The organism is Streptomyces sp. NPDC051051, from assembly GCF_040682975.1.
In the GTDB taxonomy this organism is placed as follows: Bacteria; Actinomycetota; Actinomycetes; order Streptomycetales; family Streptomycetaceae; genus Streptomyces.
On sequence record NZ_JBFBCB010000060.1, the window covers coordinates 18,550 to 38,831 of the forward strand.

The following is a 20,282-nucleotide window of genomic DNA, read 5'->3' on the forward strand; positions in this document are numbered from 1 at the left end:
GGTGAGGAGCCGGGTTATGGCGGTTCCGAGTCCGGTGGTGAGGAGTCTGGCTACGGTGGCTCTGAATCCGGCGAGGACAAGCCGGGTTATGGCGGCTCTGAGTCCGGTGGTGAGGAGCCGGGTTATGGCGGTTCCGAGTCCGGTGGTGAGGAGTCTGGCTACGGTGGCTCTGAATCCGGCGAGGACAAGCCGGGTTATGGCGGCTCCGAGTCCGGCGGTGAGGAGCCTGGCTACGGCGGTTCCCAGCCCAGCAAGGACAAGCCTGGCTATGGCGGCTCCGAGCCTGGCGAGGACAAGCCGGGTTACGGCGACTATCAGTCCGGCGACGAGGAGTCAGGCTACGGCCACTCCCAGCCCGGCGACGAGGAGCCCGGCTACGGCGACGGCCCCGAGGAGGACTGCGGGGGCTACGGCGACACCTGCGGTGGCGAGACGACCCCGCCCCCCGGTGGGCACACGTCCCCGCCTCCGGGAGATCACACGTCGCCGCCTCCCGGTGGGCACACGACTCCGCCTCCCGGTGAGCACACCCCGCCCCCGCCCGGTGATCACTCCACCCCGCCTCCGCCTCCCGGTGAGCACCCGGCCCCGCCGCCCGGCGGGAACCGGCCGGAGCTGCCACAGACCGGTAGCGGGGCTCTGCTCGCCGCCTCGGGGGTCAGCGCCGTGCTGATCACCGCGGGCGCCCTGCTGTACCGACGAGGCCGCGCCGCCTCCCGTCGCTGACGGCGACGGGCGCCGGACGCCTCGCACGCGCCCGGCGCCCGTGCCGGTCTCCGGGCCCACAGGACGAGCCCGGCGACCGCGGCATGGGAAGCCACCGACAGGCCGTACGGGCCGGCCCCACCACCGCCGGGTCGTAGATCAGGGGCTGCTCGCTCTCTCGTCGTCGGCCGGAACGGCCGACGCGTGCGGTGGGTGCGGTACCTCGGGGAGGCCGGTCAGGGACGGCGGGGCGGCGGGCCCTGGCGGACCACGCGGGGCCGGACGCCGGCCGCGCCCGCCGCGCCGAACCGGCGCAGCAGACGGCGGGTCACGTGGGCGGTCCACAGGTTCCACATGGCCCGGCCGGGAGCGGTGTCGTCCCCGGCGTGCCAGGCGAGTTCGCGGCTGTCGGGGGCGGTCCGGCGCAGGGCGGTCAGCGGCGCGTAGTTCTCCACGACGAAGGTCCGCCCGGGGAGCGCCCGGCCGTCCGGCAGCGGACGGTGGGTCAGGTCGAGGTGCTGGGCGCGCACGACGTCGAGGCCCGCGGTGTCGGTGAAGAGGCGGAACTGCGCGCCGGGGCGTGGGTTGAAGTCGAGCAGGTGGTAGCGGCCGGTGGTGTCGCAGCGGCGGAAGTCGAGGTCGAGGATGCCGCGGTAGCCGAGCTGCGCGGTGAGGCGTTCGGCGAGGGCCCGCAGCTCCGGGTTCGGGACCCATTCACCGACCGCCGTCAGGCCCGCGCCGCGCGGCCAGGCGCACAGCTTGCGGCCGGGGCCGCCGCCGCGCAGCGTGCCCGCACGGTCGGCGTACCCGTGGAAGAACCAGTCGCGGTCGGTGCCCGGCGGAAGGAACTCCTGGAGCAGCAGCCGGCTGCCGGCCTCCTCGCTGCGCACGTACAACTCGCGGGCCTCCTGCGGGGAGCGCACCACGACCGTGCTGCGCAGCCCGGACCCGGCCGGCAGCAGCCAGGGCCGGCTCCACTTCGCCATCACCGGCAGGCCGAGCCGCCAGGCGGCGGACGCGGCCTGCGACGCGCTGTCCGGGACGACGGTGACCGGGTGCGGGACGTCCGCCGCCGCGCACAGCGCGGCCAGTTCGGCCTTGTCGGCGATGCGTTCGGGCAGCGCGGCGGGCTGCTGCGGCAGCAGGTAGGCGGAGGCCAGTTCCGTGCGCAGGCGGCTCACCGCGACGGCGCCCGCGTCGTCCATCGGGATCAGGACGGCCGGCCGCTCGATGCGTGCGGCGACCCGTAGCAGCACGCCCGCGATGTCGGCGGGGGTGGCGCCGGGCGGTGGCGGGGGATGCAGCCGACCGGCGAACCGGGATCTGCGGACGGGACTTCGGGTCACCTCGGCGACCAGGTGGACGTCGATCCCGGCCCTGCCGAGCGAGCGCACGGCACCCAGAGTTCCGTGGTGGAAGGGGTTTCGGTCGATGCGCAGGAGTACGGCGGGGACGCGGGTGTCGAGCTGCGACACGTCTTCTTCCTTCGGTTGTTTCACCGGTGCGGGCCATCGGGACACTCGAAAGCCGTAACGCCGGTGGCGTGGTTCCTTTTCCTGTGACTTTCATATGACTGCGTGTCAGTCATGCGCTTGCGCATCGGTGACAGCACGAGAGCGGTGAAAGGAGCAGGCATGACCCCACAGCAGCGACGCGCCCGGTCCCGGCGGCCGGCCGTCGTCGCGGCGGCGGTCGCGGTGGCGGCGGCACTGGCGTCCGGTCCCGGATTCGCCGCGGGCGTGGGGGTGGCGCGGGTCGCCGGTCCTCCCGCTCCCACGCCGAGCGTCCCCGTCGCCGCCGGACCGGAGACCCCCGCCGGACCGGCACCGGCCACGTCCCCCGCGGGCACCCCGGCACCCACCGCGAGCCCGAGCGTGACGCCGACCCCGTCCCGGACTCCGGCCGCGACCGGCACTCCGGCGCCGGCGCCGGCCGCGAGGTCCGGCCCCGCCTTCGGCGCCTACCTCGACTACGGTCCGCTGGGCGTGGCCCGGATGGCCCGGCTCAGCGGCTGGCTGGGGGGCGCCGAACTGCGCGTCGGCCACACCTACCTGCCGGGCGACCGGTGGAGCAACATCGAGGGCCGGCCCGGCTTCCTCGACGCGTGGGCCCACTGGCGGGCCGCGAAGGACGACCGGATGCTCGTCCTCAACGTCCCCATGCTGGAGCGCAACGAGGAGGGCCTCCCCGACGCCGAGGTGCGCCGGCTGCTGCGGCAGGGCGCGGCGGGCCGGTTCGACCACCACTTCCGCGCTCTGGCCGAGCGGCTGGTGAAGGCGAACGTGCCGGACACGGTGATCGTGCTCGGCTGGGAGATGAACGGCATCACGTACACCCACCGCTGCGGGCCGGACCCGCAGGCCTGGAAGACGTACTGGAAGCGGATCGTCACCACCATGCGGGCCGTGCCGGGCCAGAGTTTCAGGTTCGACTTCACGCCGAGCCGTGGCCGGGACGCCGTTCCCTGGACCGAGTGCTATCCGGGGGACGACACCGTCGACATCATCGGAATGGATTCCTACGACCAGCCGAGCGGGCTCTCCTTCGACGAGCAGGTGACGGAGCCCTACGGACTCCAGGCACACGTGGACTTCGCCAGGAGCCACGGCAAGCCCATCTCCTATCCGGAATGGGGTCTCTTCCGCAACGGTGACAACCCCGAGTACATGCGGCGCATGCTCGCCTGGATGGACGAGCACAAACCGCTGTACAACACGGTGACCGACTACTGCCCGCACGGTGTGTGGCAGTGCTCGAAGAACCCCGAGGCGTCGGAGGTCTACCGCGCGGTGCTCTCCGGCCGCACCGGCGAACCGGCGACTTCCCCGCCCTCGACCCCGCCCTCGACCGAGCCCACGACCGAGCCGGCCCCGCAGCCCACGGTGGACTGCTCGCCGCTGGACCTCGGCGACTGGGCCGAGTACTGGATGGGCGGCAAGCTGTGCGTGCGCCCGAACTGGTGGCTGCGCGGCTCCTGAGCCGTCCCCGCGGAGCGCCCCCGCCGGCGGCAGGTCCACGTCAGGACCGGCCGCCGGCGGCACGTTCCCGCCGGTCCCGCTCGTCGCCCCGGTCCGGATGTTCCCGCCGTTCCTCCCAGCGGCGCACCAGCTCCTTGCCCCGCCGTCGCGCGGCCGCGTCCCACACCGCCGCCGACAGCAGCGGGGCGGTGCGCCGGCGGGCCAGCAGCAGCCGCTGGTTGACGACCGGTTCCGGCCGCCAGTGGTGCTTGTACGGCTCGTTGCCGCGCAGCAGGCTCAGGGTGCCGCACGCCTCGTGCCGGGTGTGCTCCGCGCAGGCGTCGAGCAGCATCACCGCCACGTCCGCCTTGTGTTCGCGCAGCCGCGGGTGGGCGCCGTAGAGGTAGCCGCCGGCCAGGCGGCGCGAGAGCAGGGTGAGGTCGACGGCCACCACGTCGTCGTCGAGGCGGAACTCGGTGACCACCGCGTCCCCGGAGCGCACCATCGGGCCCACCGAGCGCACCAGGTGTTCGCAGAACCGGTCGCGCAGGTGCTCGCCGGTCACCTTGCGGCCCTGCCACTGCAACCGGTGCAGCTCCAGCAGCCGCCGCAGCGCCGGGTCCACCTCGTCCGGGCGGACCACCTCGCGCCGCACGCCGAGCGCGGTCAGCCGGCGCAGCTTGGCGCGCACCCGCTGCGCCTTCGCCGACGGCAGCCGCGCCACCAGCTCGTCCATCGGTACGGCGGGCAGCTCCAGGCACACCGAGTCGCTGACCCGACGCCGCGGCCCGCTCCAGCGCTCGTAGACCTGCTCGACCGCGCCGCCCGGCCGGACCTCGCGGAAGTCGATCAGCGCGGTGCGGGCGGCCGCGGCGAGCGCCTCGGTGAGCGCGGCGACGGCCGTCTCGCCCCGCTCGTCGTCGACCAGGACGTCCCCGTAGTCGGAGATCGCCCCGCCGAGCGGCACCAGCGCGGGCAGCGGGCGGCGTACGGCCATCAGCGGGGCGACGGCGAGGAGGTCGTCGCCGGAGCGCACCACGAGCAGCCGCAGCCGGCCCCGTCCGCCGTAGGACAGCCACCACGAGTGCAGCCAGGGGTGGCTCTGGAACGGGGTGGCCGTCGCGCACCGCCGGTACAGGCGCGCCCAGGCGGGGGCCAGGGCGGCGAAGTCCTGCTCGTCGGTGACGACTTCGGTGACGACTTCGGTGGGGTACGCCGGCTTCACAGCGTTCCGTGGGCGTCGGCGGCGAGTGCCGGGCTCGGCACGGCGGCCGGTCTCCCGGGCTCCGGCCTGCTCCTCCTCGGCCGCACCAGCAGGAACAGCCCGCCCAGCAGGCCGCCCGCGCTCGCGCCGACCAGCCCGGTCAGCGCGGGGGACGCCGAGGACGGCTCGGCGGGCTCGACCGCGCGGGCGAACGGCTCGAGTTCGACGTTGGTGGTGGCCTTCGCCCCGGCGGCGTGCCGGGTCAGCGCGCGCGACACCGCGTTGGCCATGTCGGCGGCCAGGTCGGCGCGCGAGGAGGTCGCGGTGATCGACACCATCGGCGCGTCGGGCGAGGTCGCCGTGCGCACCGCGCCCTGCAGCGTCCGTACCGGTACGCCCGCCCACACCTGCGCGTCCCCGAGCACCGCGAGCTGGGTGGCGACCCGGCCGTAGGCCTGCGCGAAGCCGAGGGCGGACGCCGGGTCGGACTTCTCGGTGGGGACGGCGACCACGTACGCCGTGGCGCTGTACACGGGCGGCTTCAGGGCCCCGTAGGCGCCGCCGAGGAGGCCGCCGGTGAGGGCGCCGACGGCGAGCAGCGACCACGGCGGGAGCGTCCTGGCGCGGCCCAGGGCGCCGGCTCGGCGGTGCGGGCGGGTGGGGTTGTCGGTCATGAGGAAGGCACTCCCTGAGGTGACGGGGCGGACGAGGGGGACGGCAGGGGCCGGCGGGCCGCCGCGGCCGTGTACACGTCCATGAGCCGGGCGGCGCTGCGGGTGATGTCGTAGTGGCGGGCGGCCTCGGGCGCGGTGCGCGGGCCGGGGGCGGCGGCCCGGGTCTCGGCGAGTGCCCGCACGAAGGCCTCGGGGCCGCCGGTGACGCGCCGGGCGGCGGGCGCGGTGTGCGCGGGGAGGTCCTCGATCGCCGGGCAGGACGCGTACAGCACCGGCAGTCCCGAGGCGAGGGCCTCGACGACGGCCAGGCCGAACGCCTCCTCCGGCGAGGGGGAGACGAGCACGTCCATCGCGCAGGCGAGGGAGGGCAGGTCGGGGCCGGGGCCGCCGTCCGGGACGCAGGGCCGTTCGCCGGTGAACAGGACCCGGTCGGCGACGCCGGCCTCGTGCGCGGTGCGGCGCAGCGCGCTCTCCTCGGGGCCGCCGCCGACCAGCAGCAGGTAGTGGTCGGCCGGGAGCGCGGCGAGGGCGGTGACCAGGACGTCGAAGCGTTTGCCCGGGTGCAGGCGCCCGATGCCGCCGATGACCCGGGCGTGGTCGGGCAGGCCCAGGCGGCGGCGGGTGCGGTGGCGCCGGACCGGGTCGAAGCGGAACCGGGCCAGATCGATGCCGTTGGGGACGACCTCGATCCGGTCGGCCGGGACACCCCAGCGCCGCAGGCGTTCGGCGACCGTGGGGGAGACGGCGACCGTGGTGCGGCCCAGCCGCTCGCCGGCCAGGTACAGGGCGCGGACGCCCGGGGTGAGCGGGCGGCCCTCCATCTGGGAGTCGCCCAGGGAGTGTTCGGTGGCGACGACGGCGCGCACCCCGGCGAGCCGGGCGGCGAGGCGGCCGTAGAGGCAGGCGCGGTAGAGATGGGTGTGGACGAGGTCGTAGCGGCCGGAGCGGACGATCCGGACCAGGCGGGGCAGGGCGGCCAGGTCGCGGTTGCCGGCCATGCCGAGGTGGACGACGCGCACCCCATCCGCGGTCAGCCCGTCGGCCACCGGCCCCGGGTTGGTCAGCGTCACGACGTCGCAGTCGGCGGGCAGGTGGCGCAGCAGCAGCCGCAGTTGCTGCTCGGCGCCGCCGATCCCGAGCCCCGTGATGACGTGCAGCGCCCTCATCGCAGGCCTGCCACGGGACGGCGGCGCAGCCGGTGCAGCCGGTGCTTGAGGAACAGCCGGGCGGCGGTGTCGTTCTGCCCGACGTGGACGCGCGGCAGGGCGTGCGGGCCGGTCAGCGGGCCGGGGTCGATCGCGCAGGCGTACGCGTATCCGGCGTCCCGTACGGCGTCCACGGCGCGCCGGTCGACCGTCCCGTACGGGTAGCAGAACCCCGCGATCCCGGTGCCGAGCAGTTCGGCGAGCGCGGCGCGGCTGCCGGCGGTCTCGGCCGCCAGGGTGCGGTCGTCCGCGCGGGTGAGGTCGACGTGGGTCAGGCCGTGCGAGCCGATCTCGACGCCCTCGGCGGCGGCCTCGCGGATGCCGTCGGCGGTCAGCAGCGGTCTGCGCGGGCCGAGCGGGTCCCAGGCGTTGTCGCCGCCGAGCCGGCCGGGCAGCACGAAGAGGGTCGCGGTGCAGCCGTGCCGGCGCAGCACGGGCAGGGCGCCGGTGAGGAAGTCGGCGTAGCCGTCGTCGAAGGTCAGGCCGGCCAGGTCGCGGCCCTCGCCCCGCGCGCGGGCGGCGAGCAGCTCGGCCAGCGAGACACCCCGCAGGCCCCATCGCGCCAGCAGGGTCAGTTGCCGGTCCAGCCGCTCGGGCGTGACCGTGATGCGGTACGGGTCGTCGGAACAGTCGCCCACGGAGTGGTACATCGCCACCCAGGGGACGGGGCCGGTTGCGGTGTCAACGGGAACGGACATGCGGGAGCCTTCGGGTCGCGGAACGAACGGATCGGAGTGCGGAGGCGATGCCCTGGGCGCCCAGCGCCCAGCCCAGCAGGACGAAGACGGCGGTCACGGTGAGCGACCCGGCGGCCAGCCCCGCCGTGGGGTCGCCGAAGCGGCCCCCGGCGAAGGCGCCGGCGGGGGCCGCGACCAGAGCGGCCAGTACCGGCCGGCTCAACTCGTTGACGACGCCCGGGACGTGGAGCGGGACGCTGCGCGGCACGCGGTGCGCGCCCCGCCGCGGGCGTGAGCCGGCCGGTCCGCCCGCGGTGCCGGCCAGCAGCACCAGGGCGGTGACGGTGATGCCGGCCGCGTTGGCGGCGGCGATCCCGTACACCCCCCAGGGCGCCACGCACAGCGCGCCCAGCCCGGAGGTCGTGAAGATCCCGACGGCCATCGCGCCGGCCGGGTACCAGGAGGCGCGGCCCGTCGAGAAGTAGGAGCGGGCCAGCACCCCGACCAGCGTCTGGCCGAGCAGCCCGAGCGCGTACACCCGCATCACGCCCGCCGTCGCCGCCGTGTCCCCCGCGGTGAACGCGCCCCGCTGGAAGAACAGTTCGATCATCTGCGGCGCGCAGGCGACGACCCCCGCCGTGCCGAGCAGCACCACGCACGCGGCCAGCGCCAGGTCCTGCTGCACCCGGTCGCGGGCCCGCTCGGTGTCACCCTCGGCCAGTGCCCGCGCGACCACCGGGAAGGTGACCGTGCACACCATCAGCGACAGGATCATGGGCATCTGCGCGACCTTCTGCGCGTAGTTCAGATGCGAGATCGCCCCCGACGGCAGCTGCGAGGCGAGGAACCGCTCGACCAGGACCTGCGACTGCCGGCACAGCGCGAACAGCAGCACGGTCGCCACCACGGCCCCGCCCAGCGGCCGCGGCTCCTCGGCGACGTCGCCCACCGGCCGCGCCCCGCGCCTGCGCAACTGCTTCCACAGTGAGGGCAGTTGCACGGCCACCATCAGAAAGCCGCCGACCGCGACCCCGACCGCCGCCGACCGCACCCCCCAGCGTTCGCCGAGCACGAACATCCCCGTGACGATCCCGGTGTTGTACGCCACGTAGATCGCCGCCGGCGCCACGAACCGCCGGTGCGCGCGCAGGGCCGCGCTGCAGTACCCGGCGAACCCGAAGCTCACCACGCAGGTCGCGGTGAGCCGGGTGCAGCCGACGGCGAGCCCGGGGTCGGGCAGGCCGGGCGCGAGGACCCCGACCAACTGCGGGGCGAGCGCCGCCACGAGGACGCCGACCGCCACGAACGCCAGCGACAGCCGCGGGAGCGTCCCGGCGACCAGGGCGCGGACCGGGTCGCCGCCGCCCTGGGCGCGCCGGGCCAGGGCCAGGCTGAACGCCGGGATCAGCGCGAACGCCAGCCCGTCCTCGATGAGCAGCGTGGCCGCGAACTCCGGCACCGTCCACGCGACGAGGAAGGCGTCCGTGTCCCGGCCCGCCCCGAACAGCCGGGCCAGTGCCTGGTCGCGGACCAGCCCGAGCAGCGACCCGGCCACCGACAGGACGGCGGTGACCAGGGCGGCACGGGCCAGGAACCCGCCGGACGCCCGCGATTCCCGTGACTCCAGTGTCGACTTTCCGGCCGCCTCCCCGGGCCGCGCGGCGGGCTGCGCCGACGGTACGGCCGTGCCGCCGGCCGCGTCGCCGTCCGCCCGCGGGGACCGGGAAGGCGTCACCGTCATCGCCCGAGCGCCTCCTCGAGCCCACCGCTCCCGAGCGTCTCCGCGCGCCCCTCGTGCCCGGTCCGCCCTTCGGCCCCGCGGGTCTGCCCGCCCCCGGCCAGCGCCCACCAGGCCGCGAGCCCCAGCACCACCGCCGTCAGCACCGTCGAGGGCCCGCCGATGTCGGCGTACAGGAAGTCGGTGAGCTGCCAGACGAGCAGGCCGCAGGCGACGAGGGCGCAGTCGAGGCCGCCCGCGCGACGGGTCCGGACCAGCCCCCGCAGCGCGCACACCAGCAGGGCCAGCCAACTGCCCGCCAGCGCGAGCAGCCCGATCAGGCCCTGTTCGCCCAGGACCAGCAGGTACATGTTGTGCGGGGACAGCAGCGGCTGCTTGCGGAAGCCGGCGCCGGCGCCCTCGGTGTCGCTGCCGGCGGACAGCGCCAGCGAGGCGTGCGCGTCCCGGTGCTCGGGGAAACCCTTCAACCCGACCCCGGTCAGCGGGTGTTCGCGCCACATGTCGGCGGCCGCCGCCCACATCGTGTACCGGTCGGTGACCGACTGGTCGGGGGCGTCCGCGACCTGCGTGATGCTGCTGATGCGATCCTGGAGCATCGCCGTACCGACGCCGAGGCCGCCGACCAGGACCACGCCCGCCGCCACCGCCACCGCGCCGGCCTTCAGTGCCCGCCGCGGCCCGGCCAGCACCAGCTGCGCCGAGCAGGTCACCGCCGTCGCGATCCACGCGCCCCGGCTGAAGGACAGCGCGAGCGGCGGCAGCAGTCCGAGGGCGCAGGCGATGGCGACGGCCCGCTGCCGCACCGAGGACCGGCCCAGGGCGAGGCCGACCGCGCAGACCAGCCCGAAGGACACGACCGTCGCCATGCCCATCACGTCCTGCGCCCCGAAGGTGCCGACCGCCCGGATCTCCTCGCCCTGGTAGGAGGCGCCCGTCCCGGTGACGTACTGGTGCACGCCGACCGCGCCCTGCCAGCCCGCGAGAGCCACGAACGACCAGGCCAGCAGCCGGAAGTCGGACCGGTCGCGGATCAGCAGCAGCACCGCCGCCGGGACCAGGACGAACACCTGGAGATAGCGGCCGAGGCCCCCGATCCCCGCGCCCGGCGAGGACGCCCCCATCGCGGCGAGCGCGAGCCCGGCCACCGGCAGCCCCAGCACCACGGCCGCCGTACGGGACAGCGGGCGCCGCCGCTGCCGCAGCAGCCGGACCGCGCAGAACAGCACGACGAGCGCGGAGAACGCGTCGGCCGGTCCCGCGCCGCCCTCGCCGCCGGGGGAGACCGGCAGCGCGAGCAGGGCCACCACGGCGACGACGGGCAGCACCGGCGACAGCGTCCGGGCACGGGGCGGGGGCGGGGCGAGGGTCATCGGACGGTTTCAGCTCCCGGTCGGTCGCACGAGGGCGGCCGCGGTGCGCAGCAGGATGCAGACGTCCTGCCACAGCGACCAGTTGTCGATGTAGGCGTTGTCGAACCGGGCCCGGTCCTCGATGGAGGTGTCACCGCGCAGCCCGTGGACCTGGGCGAGGCCGGTGATGCCGGTCCGCATCCGGTGCCGGGCCGCGTAACCGGGGTAGGTCTGGCTGAACTGGGATACGAAGTAGGGGCGTTCGGGGCGCGGGCCGACCAGGCTCATGTCGCCCCGCAGCACGTTCCACAGCTGGAGCAGTTCGTCCAGCGAGGTCTCGCGCAGGAAGCGGCAGAACGGGCTCATCCGCACCTCTCCCGCCACGCTCCACCTGGTCGCCGACTCGTGCTCGTCCACCGGACGGTGGGTGCGGAACTTCAGCAGGGTGAACGGGCGGCCGTCCCGGCCGATGCGTTCCTGCCGGAACACCACGCCCGGCCCGCTGGTCAGCCGCAGCACCGCCGCGAACACCAGCAGCAGCGGGCTGACCAGCACCAGCAGCGTCCCCGACACCGCGATGTCCAGCAGTCGCTTGCCGAGGCCGCCGCCGCGCCCGCTGCCCATGGCCAGCCGCCGGCAGGGGAACCCGGCGAGCTGTTCGCGGGTCGTGTACGACGGGGTGTCGGCGTCGACCTCCCAGACGGTGCAGCCCGACTCGGCGAGCGCCCGCAGCAGGGGACCCTGCGCGGTGCGCACCGAGGGGTGCACGCACAGCACCTCGCGGACGCCGTTCTGGATGAGGGCCCGCTGCACCTCCTGACCGGTGGTCAGCACCGGGAGGCCGTCGGCCCCGTCGGGACGGCCGGGGTGTTCGGCGACGATGCCGACCGGCCGTACCCCGTAGCGGGGGTGGCGCAGCACGGCGGCGGCCACCCGCTGCGCGGTGGCCACCGGGCCGACGACCAGGGCGGCGCGCGGGCGGTGCAGCAGCGCCCGGCGGCGCCGCAGATGGACGACGGCCCGACCGGTGCAGCCGGCCAGGGCCTGCGCGGCGAACCCGAGGGCCAGTGTCCGCGCGGACAGCGCGTGCGCCGGGGCGTACGCCGCCACGAGCGCCCCCAGCGTGAGCCAGGCCACCGCGATCCGCCCGCACACGGCGGGCAGTTCGTCCAGGATCCCGGTCACCGGCCGGGAGCGGTGGGGGCGCAGCAGCATCGTCGCCGCCACCAGCGCGGCGACGAACAGCGGGCGGCGTTGTGCCCCGGCCAGGGCCAGGGCGCCCGCCAGCGCGGCGAGGCCGTCGGCGAGCAACAGGGGCAGCGGGGAGGGCGGCCGGGTGGCGGGCCGCCGGGCCGGGAACCGGAATCCCGCCGCGCTCTCGCGCCGCGGCATGACCGAGACGTGGGCGAACCCGGGCTGCATGCCGGGCGGGGGGACGGTGCTTTCCGCAGTCACGAGTGGATGGACTCCCTGCACTCGGTGGGCACGACCCGCGCGGGGTGACCGGCGGTGGACGGCCGCCGGCCGAGGAGGTCGCGGTACACGTCCGCGACCTGTTCGACCGTGCGCCGCACGTCGTGCGTGGACAGGACGTAACGGCGCCCCTGACGGCCGAGGGACTCCCGCAGCGGCGGGTCGAGCAGCAGACCGGTGACCGCCCGGGCCAGCGCGGCGCCGTCCCGCGGGGCGACCAGACAGTGGGGCGCGAGCGCGGCCGGCAGGCTCTCGCGGGCACCGTCCACATCGGTCACCACCACCGGCCGCCCGCAGGCCAGCGCCTCCAGCGGGGCCAGCGCCATGCCCTCCCAGCGCGAGGGCAGCACCACCAGGTCGGCGGCCTGGTACCAGGGGACCGCGTCGGCGACGGATCCCGCGAACAGCACCGACTCCGGGGCGCGGGAGCGCAGCGCGTCGTGGTCCGGACCGTCGCCGACCAGCGCGAGCCGGGCCCCCGGCACCTTGGCCGCGACGGCGTCCCACGCGTCCAGCAGCACGTCCTGCCCCTTCTGCCGGCACAGCCGCCCCACGCACACCACGAGCGGGGCGGCCGGGTCGGTGTCCGGCAGGAGCGCGGCGCGCACGGTGTCGACGGGGGCCGGGTGGAAGCGCCGCGGATCGATGCCGTTGGGGACGACCGCCCACCGCCCGGCGATGCCGGCCCGCACTCCGGTCGCCCGCTCCGCCTCGCTCACGCACACCAGCCGGTCGGCCCAGCGCGCCCCGAACCGCTCCCACCCGAGCGCCAGCGCGGCGGTGGCCCCGCCGACCGCCTCGAACGACCACGCGTGCGGCTGGAACACGGTCGGGATCCGCCCCCGTACGGCGAGCCGCCCGGCGAGCCCGGCCTTGGCGCTGTGCGCGTGCACCAGGTCGGGCCGCACCGCGTCGAGCACCCGTGCGAGCCGCCGCACCTCACCGGGCAGCGAGGGTCCCGGTGCCCGCGACGCCCCCCACCCCCGCACGTCCGCGCCCAGGGACCGCAGGTCCTCGGCGAGGGCACCGGCCGGGCAGGCGACGGCGACGCGCAGTCCGGCGGCGAGCTGGGCGCGCGCCAGGTCCGTCACGACGCGGGCGACCCCGCCGTCCACGGGCTGGGTGAGGTGCAGGACCCGCGGTCCGACGTCGGGTTCTGGCTGGTGCATCGCGCGTTTTCCTCGCTCACGGTGGCGCTCGGGAAGGGCGGGAACGCGCCTACTGCTTCCGTGTGCCGACGGCGACGAAGAGCCCGCCGGTCCACGCCGCGTCCCGCTGGGGAACGAGCCGGAAGGCCGGCTGGTCACCGTCGCGCCGCAAACCCGCTCGCAGATCGAACACATCGGAGTCCTGGCCGGGTGTGTGGGCGTACGCCGGGACACGCGCCGCCGGAGCCGCCCCGGCTCGCTGATCGTGGATTTCAACGCATCGTCGGATGAATCGACCGGGCCGGACGGCGCCGGAACACCCCCGCGAGCCGGTCGAGAACATGAACGAATCACCCGAACGGCCGCGGCCCCCGTTGCGGCCGCCCGCGAGGCGCTCGGCCTCCCGGGGGATCTGGGCGGGAGCGGCCGGGGCACCGTCCGGGGCCCGGCGGGAGACGAGGGCGATGGCTCCCACCGTCGCGCGGCGCGGCAGCGGACCCAGGAGATGGCGCATGACCGGCGTGCCCTTTCAGGAAGGTGCGGTGTGGTTGGCGACAGGCGTGCGGGGGCGAGCCGTCACTCTAGTCAGGAACGTGACGAATAAGGAGAAGTCGGTCATCTGTGTCGAAGGGGTGAAGGCCGACGCGGTGTCGCTTCACCCGTTCGGAGGCAAAACCCCGGGCGATGTCACGCGTTGACACACCGCCGGGCATCCCCGCCCGGGTGTATGTGTCAAAACCCCAAGGAGCACCTCTCCATGTCGCGTATCGCGAAGGGCCTGGTCCTGACCTCCGTTGCCGCCGCGGCCGTCGCCGGCGCCTCCGGCATCGCCGCCGCCGACAGTGGCGCCGAAGCGGTCGCCGCGCACTCCCCGGGCGTGCTGTCGGGCAACGTCCTCCAGCTGCCCGTCCACATCCCGGTCAACGTCTGCGGCAACACCGTCAACGCGCCCGGCCTGCTGAACCCGGCGTTCGGCAACGCCTGCGTCAACAACTGACGTCACCTCGACCGAGGTCGCGAGGCGTGCGACGTCACACGGCCGCCCTTCCGCCAGAAGGGCGGCCGTTCGCGTCGTCCGGCACCGCCCTGTGCGCCCCCCATCGTCCTCGGCTTCCCCGCCCCTGACGGCCGCTCCTCCTTTTGGCACCCCGGCGTTCGGGCGGGCCCGCGCCGGGTGCGGAATTCCTCCGCGTCCGGGGTTTCCGCCGTCGCCGCACCTCGTTAGGCACGGCGTCAGAATCCCCCCTGGTGACCCGAGTCGCCGGGGCGCCGAAGAAAGGTCCCCGATGAAATCCCTGAAGGCTGCCGCCGTCGTTGCCGGATCCCTGGTGATCGCGGGTGCCGCCGCACCGGCATTCGCGAACGACACCGCCGACCTCACCCCCACCAGCCTCAACGGCGCCGTCAACACCCTCACCAAGGGCCCCGTCGACGTGATGCCGCTGAAGCACCAGTCGAACGCGCTCGACACGGAGAACGAGAACTCCCCCCTCGGCACGGTCAAGGACGCGACCACCGCGCTCAACGCCCCCGGTTCGCTCCTCGGCGGCCTGCCCCTGCGGGGCTGACGTACCGCCCGCAGACCTTGCCGACGGCCGGTCCCGGCACGAACGGGACCGGCCGTCCGCGCTGTTCGAGACGGGCCGCCCGCACCGTCCCCCGTTCGTGTGGAGCACTCGCCCCGTGTCCTCCGCCCGGGTGACAGCCGTCGGGGCGGACCCCGGGGACGCCTTAGGGTCGCGCGGTGACCTCAACCTCCAGCACGATCCGCCCCTTTCCCGTCGCCGACCTCGGGACCCTCGTCATGATGCCGTGGAGCGGCGAGGCCGCGGACGGCCGTGCGATGCCCTACCTCCTCGCCTGTTCCCTCGGCAACGGTCCCGGCGGCCCCGAGGGCGCGACGGCCGCTGTCGAGCGGCTGCTGGACCACAGCGGCCTGCCGGTCGGCGACATCACCGACGGCACCCAGAGGCCGAGCCTGCCCGTCAGCATGCTGGTCGTGGCCGGCCAGGCCGTCGTGACCATGCCATGGCTCAATACCCAGTGCACGGTGCGACCGGAGTGGCTCGAAGCGGTGGCCGAGCGCGGCTTCGCCTACTTCCTCTTCACCACCCGCCCCTGGCCCGGTGACGTGCCCGGTGCGACGGTCGCGCCCGAGGCGCTGAACGCGTTCGCGGGCGACGAGGAGACCTTGAAGGCGGCCGCGCACATCATCCTGCCCGCCCGGAGCCTGCGCGCCTGACGACGCCGACCGCCGGCCCCCGCGCCCGCCGCCCGGACGGTACGACGGCTGCCGGTCCGCACGGTCGCGGCGGGCGCGCCGGCCCTCCCCGGGGAACAGCCCGCACGCCCGCCGCCGGATCGACGGACGGTCCGACCGTCCCGCGGTCGCACTACTGCGGCATCCGGGTGATTCGTGAACTGATGCCGTTTTCCTGCTCGTTACCCGGTACGCAGGCCACCGCCCCCTCCAGAACTCCGAAAGGGCCCGTACCGAGATGAAGTCGACCACCCGAGGAACCCTCGCCGCCGTGCTCACCTGTGTGGCGGCCGCGGCCGGCGCCGCGACCCCCGCCGCCGCGGTCGGTACGGTCCCCGTCCCCGTTCCGCTGGACGGCGTGGAGAAGTCCCTCCACGTGGAACTGCCCCGGATCGGCGGCGAGGTCCCGCTGCCGTCGCCGGGCGCCCCCGAAGGCCCGCGGTACGTCGAGGGCCGCCTCGTCCCGGAGCGGGTGATCCCGCAACTGCCGGTCTCCGCCGGGCTTCCCGGGCTGGACACGCGCGCGCCGCTGCCGGAGGTCCTCGGCGACGGGTTCAACCACGTGGGCGTCGACGCCCCCGCCTCCGACCTGCGCGCCCTCGGCCCCGGCCTGGCCCTGGACGCCCCGCTCACCGCCCCCGACCCCGACCGGTTCGGCCTGCCGGGCCTCCAACTGCCGCAGGCCGGCGTGCTCACCCCGGTCCTGCAGACGGTGCCGGGCGCCGACCTCGGACTCGGCCAGGGCCTGTAACCGGCCCGCCCGCCCGGCCCCCCTGAGCAGCAGACCCGATCACAGGCCGGGCCCCGCCGTCCGGGCCTGTCGTCTTTCCCGGCCCGCACGGTGACCCCGCGGGCCGCCGGACGGTTACCGCTGGTGGACAACGGAACCGGACGAGGAGCACACATGGTCGTCAGCGTGGACGGAACCGCCGCCGTGACCACGGCCCCGGCACAGCCGCCGAGACGCACGACACGCAGGGACGCGCTGCGCGGACTGTTCGCCGCAGCCGCGGCCCTCGCGCTCACCCCGCTCGTCGCCGCCTCGCGGCCCGCCCGCCGCCGGGACGGCCCCGGGCCCGCGGAAGCCGCCTTCGACGAGACCTACCTCGGGCGCCACCTGCTCGGCCGGCTCGTCCCGTCGGCGGGCGGGGCCGACGCCGGGCGCTGGGAGATCACCGTCGACGGCCGCCCGCTGCATCTCATGCGCCGCGCCGACGGCACCTGGCTGAGCATGGTCGACCACTACCGCTCGTACGCCAGTCCGCTGGACGCGGCCCGCGCCGCCGTCGACGAACTGGGCCCCGGACAGATGCTGCGGGCCACCGCCGCCACCGGCCGTCACACACACCTGGGGGGACACCATGGCCTACATCCGTAAGGACGTCAGCACGCTCACCGCCGACGAGCGCCGACGCTTCGTCAGAGCCCTGCTGAAGCTGAAACGCCGGGGCGAGTACGACGAGTTCGTGCGCATGCACATCGACCACTACGTCTCCGACGGCGAGGGCGGCCTGCGGACGGCCCACATGGCGCCGTCCTTCCTGCCCTGGCACCGCCAGTTCCTGCTGGACCTGGAGAACGCGCTGCGCCGCGTCGATCCCTCGGTGACGGTGCCGTACTGGGACTGGACGCGGGACCGCACGGCGACCTCCGTGCCCTGGACCGCGGACCTCCTCGGCGGCAACGGGCGGCGCTCCGACCGCCAGGTGACGACGGGGCCGTTCGCCTACGCGACGGGCAACTGGACGATCAGGGAGAGCGTCACCGACGTCGAGTTCCTCACCCGCGACATCGGCCGGGCCCGCGACCCGATCAAACTGCCGACGAAGGCCGACGTCGAGCGGGCGCTGAAGGACCCGGTCTACGACGTCTCACCCTGGGACTCGACGGTCACCCGCGGCTTCCGCAACAAGCTGGAGGGCTGGGGGACCGGCCGGGGCAGCACCGCCTGGCTCAACCACAACCGGGTGCACCGGTGGGTGGGCGGGGCCATGGTCGGCGGGGCGTCGGTCAACGACCCGGTGTTCTGGCTGCACCACGCCTTCATCGACCTGCTGTGGACCCGCTGGCAGCGACGGCACCGCGAACACCGCTATCTGCCCGCCCGGCCGCCGCTGGCGGGCAGTGACCAGCACGACCGGGTCGTCGCCCGGCACCAGCCGCTGCCCCCGTGGGACGTCACCCCCGACCAGCTGGAGGACGCGGGACGGATCTACCGGTACGCCTGAGCCCGCCCCGCGGACGAGGCTGACGTCGGGGGAGGCGCGGGAAGCCCGCAGAGCGGGGAAGCGGGCGGCGCGGGCCGGTGTTCCGGAGGCATCACGAGGAGCCACGAGGAACCACGAGGAACCATGGGGAAGGGGAGAGCCCCGGCGCTCGAGGTGCCGGGGCTCTCCCGTGGGGGTGCTGCGGGACGACGTCAGCCGCCGTAGCCACCGGCTTCGCCACCGCTGTGGTGCTCGCCGCCCTTGTCGTCGCCGCCCTCGTGCTCACCCTGGCCGTGGTCGCTGACGTTGGCGCAGGTGTTGCCGAGGGCCGGGTTGAGCAGGCCGACGGCGTTGACGGTGTTGCCGCACAGGTTGACCGGTACGTGGATCGGGGCCTGGACAAGGTTGCCGGACAGGACGCCCGGCGAGCCCACGGCCGCGCCCTGCGCGCCCGCGTCCGCCATGGCCAGGCCGGCTCCGCCGACCATCATGGCGCCGGCGCCGACGGCGACAGCGGCTGCCTTCGCGATGCGAGACATCACGTTCTCCTTAGTGATTCGGTTCGCACGGCAGCAGATCGCGCCACCGCACTCCCCGTTCAACGCCGGCTCCCCGGGCAGGTCACGGCGGCACCCGCCGGATCACCCTTGTCGCGCACACGCGGGAGTGCGCGCCTCAGATGGCGCCCCGGTGCGCGGTCACGAAGTCCGTCAGGGTGGCGATGGACTGGAGGCTGTCCAGGCTGAGGTCCAGCGCGGCGACGTCGACGCCGAACCGGGCGTCGATCGCGCCCAGCAGCGCCACCCCGGCCAGTGAGGTCAGGCCGATCTCCGGGCCGAACAGGTCGGTGTCGGCGGGGAGCCCGGCGACCAGGGCGGCGTCCAGGCGGGCGGCCTCCGCGATCATCGAGCGGAGTTCCCGCTCCACCGCCGCGCGGTCCGTGGAGGAGGTGTGGGCGTCCGTCACGCGTCGGCGTCCTTTCGGGGGAAGACATGCAGCCAGGCGGGAGGTTTCGGCAGATCGCCGCCCTCCAGGGAGCGGGCCAGCACCGCCCCGTCGTCGCGGTCGTCGTCGTCCTCGGTACGGCGCAGACCCGCCTGGCGGAGCAGGATCCGCATCTCCAGGTTGGCGTCCGTCGGCCGCAGCGTCACCCGGAACTCCCCGGCACCGGATTCCCGCGCCCGCTCCATCAGCCAGAACAGGAACGCCGCGGCGGCACCCCGGCCGGCGACCCGGCAGGAGAGCGCCAGCAGCGGCACCGACCAGGAGCCGGGGGCGGTCCGGTCGACGAGGGCGGCGCCGATGATGCCGTACTCCCCGAAACGGTCGGACATGCGGGCGGTGTACAGCTCGTGCCCGTCCGCGGCGGCCAGCGTGCGCAGCCGGTCGGGGGTCAGGCCGGAGGAGTTCAGGCGGTGGGTGCGCGCGGCGAGTTCCAGCGCCCGCGGGACCTCGTCCGCGACGGCCGGGCCCACCGTGAGGCGCATGTCGCACCAGCGCAGGAACTCCTCGCGGGTGCCCCGGAAGCGCTCGCCCTCGGCCCGGCGGGTCTCCTCGGTGCGGTAGCGGCGGACCCGCTCCCGCGACTCGGGGGTGACCTCGCGGTCCTCGAAGGCAGCGAGCAGCGCGGGGACTTCGCCGGGGTCGAGGGTGCGCACGCCCGGCAGCAGCGCCTCCACCTCCGCGCGCTCGTAGGGGGAGTCGTCGACCAGGACCAGTGCCTCCACGGCGATCCCGAGATCCTTCGCGATCCGGCGCAGCGACTCGCTCTTGTCCTGCCAGGACACCTGCGGGGCCAGGAAACGCTCCCTCACTTCCGGCGCGGCGCCCATCCGGTCGAGGACGGCGGGCGCGCTGCGGCTCGCGAGGCTGCTGAGCACGCCGCGGGCCGCCAGCGCGTCGATCGCGGCCAGCATCTCGGCCCGGGGGACGGGCAGTTCGTCGGTGGGGGTCTCCACCGCGATCTCGTCCCACAGGGTGCCGTCCAGGTCCCAGACGACGCACTTGATCCGGTCGGGGTCGTAACCGGTCGGGTCGGGCACCCCCGGCGCACCGGTCATCGGGGGTCCTCCTCCGGAAGGCGCAGCTTCATCGTCAGGGTGGCGGGGTCGAAGCCGAACTTGCGGTAGACCGTGCGCATCGGGACGTTGCCGACGTGGACGCGGCCGACGACCTCCGTGATGCCGTTCGCCAGGCAGAACTCCAGGCCCTCGGTGAGGAGGAGTTCGGCCACGTCGGCGCGGTTGTCCAGGGGCGCGACCGCGAGGGACCGGAAGTTGGCGTAGCGGTCGCCGGTCATCTGGTTCTGGTTGACGCTCACCCAGCACCAGCCGACCACCTCCCCGCCCGGCCGGTGGGCGACGATCATGCCCTCCCTGGACTTCTCCATGGAACGGCCCACGCGGGAGGCGTGCCGGGCGGGGTCGTCCACGGCGTCCTCGCCGAAGGAGATGCGGGCGATCTCGGCCTCGAACTCACCGATGGCCGGCAGGTCGCCCTCGTCGGCCTGACGGGTGAGGCAGGGCCGTGCCCGCTGCTCGAGGGCGGCGCGGACCGCGGGGCCGGGACGGTGCCAGCCGGGTTGCTGGGGGTGGGAGGGGGCGGGAGCGGCGGCGGGGGGGGGGGGGGGGGCGGGGGGGGGGGGCGGGGCGGGGGGGGGGGGGGGGGCGGGTGGGGGGGGGGGCG

At 75.2% G+C, this 20,282-nt stretch carries 22 protein-coding genes; 9 read left to right on the forward strand and 13 right to left on the reverse strand.

Features of this window, described 5'->3' with window-relative positions:
• Positions 1-726: LPXTG cell wall anchor domain-containing protein (locus AB0N31_RS31655; protein WP_366061915.1), on the forward strand; the 726-nt coding region annotated here is incomplete at its 5' end.
• A 215-nt stretch (positions 727-941) separates the two neighbouring features.
• Here AB0N31_RS31655 and AB0N31_RS31660 read toward each other — a convergent pair.
• The gene (locus tag AB0N31_RS31660; protein ID WP_366061916.1) at positions 942-2,180 is read right to left on the reverse strand and encodes an ATP-grasp domain-containing protein; all 1,239 of its coding nucleotides are present in this window, start codon (positions 2,178-2,180) and stop codon (positions 942-944) included.
• Between the two features lie 159 nt (positions 2,181-2,339).
• Here AB0N31_RS31660 and AB0N31_RS31665 point away from each other — a divergent pair, with 159 nt between their 5' ends.
• On the forward strand, positions 2,340-3,683 hold the full coding sequence (locus AB0N31_RS31665; protein WP_366061917.1) for a glycosyl hydrolase: 1,344 nt from the start codon (positions 2,340-2,342) through the stop codon (positions 3,681-3,683).
• A 40-nt stretch (positions 3,684-3,723) separates the two neighbouring features.
• Here AB0N31_RS31665 and AB0N31_RS31670 read toward each other — a convergent pair whose 3' ends face one another.
• Genes AB0N31_RS31670 through AB0N31_RS31705 form a run of 8 tightly spaced genes read right to left on the reverse strand, consistent with a single transcriptional unit; the run spans position 3,724 to position 13,151 of the window.
• Complete coding sequence (locus tag AB0N31_RS31670) at positions 3,724-4,887, reverse strand: GNAT family N-acetyltransferase (RefSeq protein ID WP_366061918.1); 1,164 nt, start codon at positions 4,885-4,887, stop codon at positions 3,724-3,726.
• Complete coding sequence (locus tag AB0N31_RS31675) at positions 4,884-5,540, reverse strand: lipopolysaccharide biosynthesis protein (protein ID WP_366061919.1); 657 nt, start codon at positions 5,538-5,540, stop codon at positions 4,884-4,886. The genes AB0N31_RS31670 and AB0N31_RS31675 overlap by 4 nt, the downstream gene beginning before the upstream one ends.
• Positions 5,537-6,706, reverse strand: coding sequence for a glycosyltransferase (locus AB0N31_RS31680; RefSeq protein ID WP_366061920.1), 1,170 nt, complete (start codon positions 6,704-6,706; stop codon positions 5,537-5,539). Before AB0N31_RS31680 ends, AB0N31_RS31675 begins: the two co-directional genes overlap by 4 nt.
• A complete protein-coding gene (locus tag AB0N31_RS31685; RefSeq protein ID WP_366061921.1) occupies positions 6,703-7,443 on the reverse strand; it encodes a polysaccharide deacetylase family protein in 741 nt (246 codons plus the stop codon). The genes AB0N31_RS31680 and AB0N31_RS31685 overlap by 4 nt, the downstream gene beginning before the upstream one ends.
• A complete protein-coding gene (locus AB0N31_RS31690) occupies positions 7,427-9,163 on the reverse strand; it encodes a lipid II flippase MurJ (protein ID WP_366061922.1) in 1,737 nt (578 codons plus the stop codon). The genes AB0N31_RS31685 and AB0N31_RS31690 overlap by 17 nt, the downstream gene beginning before the upstream one ends.
• Entirely contained in the window at positions 9,160-10,530 is a 1,371-nt protein-coding gene (locus AB0N31_RS31695) for an O-antigen ligase family protein (protein ID WP_366061923.1), read from the reverse strand. The genes AB0N31_RS31690 and AB0N31_RS31695 overlap by 4 nt, the downstream gene beginning before the upstream one ends.
• Before the next feature lie 9 nt (positions 10,531-10,539).
• Positions 10,540-11,964, reverse strand: a complete 1,425-nt coding sequence (locus AB0N31_RS31700; protein WP_366061924.1) for a sugar transferase — start codon at positions 11,962-11,964, stop codon at positions 10,540-10,542.
• Positions 11,961-13,151, reverse strand: coding sequence for a glycosyltransferase (locus tag AB0N31_RS31705; RefSeq protein ID WP_366061925.1), 1,191 nt, complete (start codon positions 13,149-13,151; stop codon positions 11,961-11,963). The genes AB0N31_RS31700 and AB0N31_RS31705 overlap by 4 nt, the downstream gene beginning before the upstream one ends.
• A gap of 491 nt (positions 13,152-13,642) precedes the next feature.
• Here AB0N31_RS31705 and AB0N31_RS31710 point away from each other — a divergent pair, with 491 nt between their 5' ends.
• The 7 genes from AB0N31_RS31710 to AB0N31_RS31740 all read left to right on the forward strand — a co-directional run bounded on the left by AB0N31_RS31710 (position 13,643) and on the right by AB0N31_RS31740 (position 17,618).
• Positions 13,643-13,828, forward strand: coding sequence for a hypothetical protein (locus tag AB0N31_RS31710; protein WP_366061926.1), 186 nt, complete (start codon positions 13,643-13,645; stop codon positions 13,826-13,828).
• A gap of 59 nt (positions 13,829-13,887) precedes the next feature.
• Positions 13,888-14,127, forward strand: coding sequence for a chaplin (locus AB0N31_RS31715; protein ID WP_366061927.1), 240 nt, complete (start codon positions 13,888-13,890; stop codon positions 14,125-14,127).
• Between the two features lie 289 nt (positions 14,128-14,416).
• Positions 14,417-14,698 (forward strand): hypothetical protein, encoded by a 282-nt coding sequence (locus AB0N31_RS31720; RefSeq protein WP_366061928.1) that lies wholly within the window; start codon positions 14,417-14,419, stop codon positions 14,696-14,698.
• A 176-nt stretch (positions 14,699-14,874) separates the two neighbouring features.
• Positions 14,875-15,372 carry a DUF5949 family protein gene (locus AB0N31_RS31725; RefSeq protein WP_366061929.1) on the forward strand — a complete coding sequence of 166 codons (498 nt, stop codon included), beginning with the start codon at positions 14,875-14,877 and terminating at the stop codon, positions 15,370-15,372.
• A gap of 256 nt (positions 15,373-15,628) precedes the next feature.
• Positions 15,629-16,141, forward strand: coding sequence for a hypothetical protein (locus tag AB0N31_RS31730; protein WP_366061930.1), 513 nt, complete (start codon positions 15,629-15,631; stop codon positions 16,139-16,141).
• A 153-nt stretch (positions 16,142-16,294) separates the two neighbouring features.
• Positions 16,295-16,768 (forward strand): tyrosinase family oxidase copper chaperone, encoded by a 474-nt coding sequence (locus AB0N31_RS31735; protein ID WP_366061931.1) that lies wholly within the window; start codon positions 16,295-16,297, stop codon positions 16,766-16,768.
• Positions 16,752-17,618, forward strand: coding sequence for a tyrosinase family protein (locus AB0N31_RS31740; protein WP_366061932.1), 867 nt, complete (start codon positions 16,752-16,754; stop codon positions 17,616-17,618). Before AB0N31_RS31735 ends, AB0N31_RS31740 begins: the two co-directional genes overlap by 17 nt.
• A 191-nt stretch (positions 17,619-17,809) precedes the next feature.
• Here AB0N31_RS31740 and AB0N31_RS31745 read toward each other — a convergent pair whose 3' ends face one another.
• The 4 genes from AB0N31_RS31745 to AB0N31_RS31760 form a co-directional block, all read right to left on the reverse strand.
• A complete protein-coding gene (locus tag AB0N31_RS31745) occupies positions 17,810-18,136 on the reverse strand; it encodes a chaplin (RefSeq protein WP_366061933.1) in 327 nt (108 codons plus the stop codon).
• A gap of 136 nt (positions 18,137-18,272) precedes the next feature.
• The gene (locus AB0N31_RS31750; protein WP_366061934.1) at positions 18,273-18,563 is read right to left on the reverse strand and encodes a phosphopantetheine-binding protein; all 291 of its coding nucleotides are present in this window, start codon (positions 18,561-18,563) and stop codon (positions 18,273-18,275) included.
• On the reverse strand, positions 18,560-19,657 hold the full coding sequence (locus AB0N31_RS31755; protein ID WP_366061935.1) for an HAD-IIIC family phosphatase: 1,098 nt from the start codon (positions 19,655-19,657) through the stop codon (positions 18,560-18,562). Before AB0N31_RS31755 ends, AB0N31_RS31750 begins: the two co-directional genes overlap by 4 nt.
• Positions 19,654-20,282, reverse strand: a 629-nt coding sequence (locus AB0N31_RS31760; protein WP_366061936.1) for a GNAT family N-acetyltransferase, incomplete at its 5' end; no start/stop codon positions are given. The genes AB0N31_RS31755 and AB0N31_RS31760, both read right to left, overlap by 4 nt.

Coding starts and splice junctions, on each gene's coding strand:
- AB0N31_RS31710 (WP_366061926.1), top strand. CDS start 13,643: ATGACCGGCGTGCCCTTTCAGGAAGGTGCGGTGTGGTTGGCGACAGGC.
- AB0N31_RS31695 (WP_366061923.1), bottom strand. CDS start 10,530: ATGACCCTCGCCCCGCCCCCGCCCCGTGCCCGGACGCTGTCGCCGGTG.
- AB0N31_RS31735 (WP_366061931.1), top strand. CDS start 16,295: ATGGTCGTCAGCGTGGACGGAACCGCCGCCGTGACCACGGCCCCGGCA.
- AB0N31_RS31730 (WP_366061930.1), top strand. CDS start 15,629: ATGAAGTCGACCACCCGAGGAACCCTCGCCGCCGTGCTCACCTGTGTG.
- AB0N31_RS31715 (WP_366061927.1), top strand. CDS start 13,888: ATGTCGCGTATCGCGAAGGGCCTGGTCCTGACCTCCGTTGCCGCCGCG.
- AB0N31_RS31740 (WP_366061932.1), top strand. CDS start 16,752: ATGGCCTACATCCGTAAGGACGTCAGCACGCTCACCGCCGACGAGCGC.
- AB0N31_RS31720 (WP_366061928.1), top strand. CDS start 14,417: ATGAAATCCCTGAAGGCTGCCGCCGTCGTTGCCGGATCCCTGGTGATC.
- AB0N31_RS31755 (WP_366061935.1), bottom strand. CDS start 19,657: ATGACCGGTGCGCCGGGGGTGCCCGACCCGACCGGTTACGACCCCGAC.
- AB0N31_RS31745 (WP_366061933.1), bottom strand. CDS start 18,136: ATGTCTCGCATCGCGAAGGCAGCCGCTGTCGCCGTCGGCGCCGGCGCC.
- AB0N31_RS31705 (WP_366061925.1), bottom strand. CDS start 13,151: ATGCACCAGCCAGAACCCGACGTCGGACCGCGGGTCCTGCACCTCACC.
- AB0N31_RS31680 (WP_366061920.1), bottom strand. CDS start 6,706: ATGAGGGCGCTGCACGTCATCACGGGGCTCGGGATCGGCGGCGCCGAG.
- AB0N31_RS31675 (WP_366061919.1), bottom strand. CDS start 5,540: ATGACCGACAACCCCACCCGCCCGCACCGCCGAGCCGGCGCCCTGGGC.
- AB0N31_RS31685 (WP_366061921.1), bottom strand. CDS start 7,443: ATGTCCGTTCCCGTTGACACCGCAACCGGCCCCGTCCCCTGGGTGGCG.
- AB0N31_RS31665 (WP_366061917.1), top strand. CDS start 2,340: ATGACCCCACAGCAGCGACGCGCCCGGTCCCGGCGGCCGGCCGTCGTC.
- AB0N31_RS31690 (WP_366061922.1), bottom strand. CDS start 9,163: ATGACGGTGACGCCTTCCCGGTCCCCGCGGGCGGACGGCGACGCGGCC.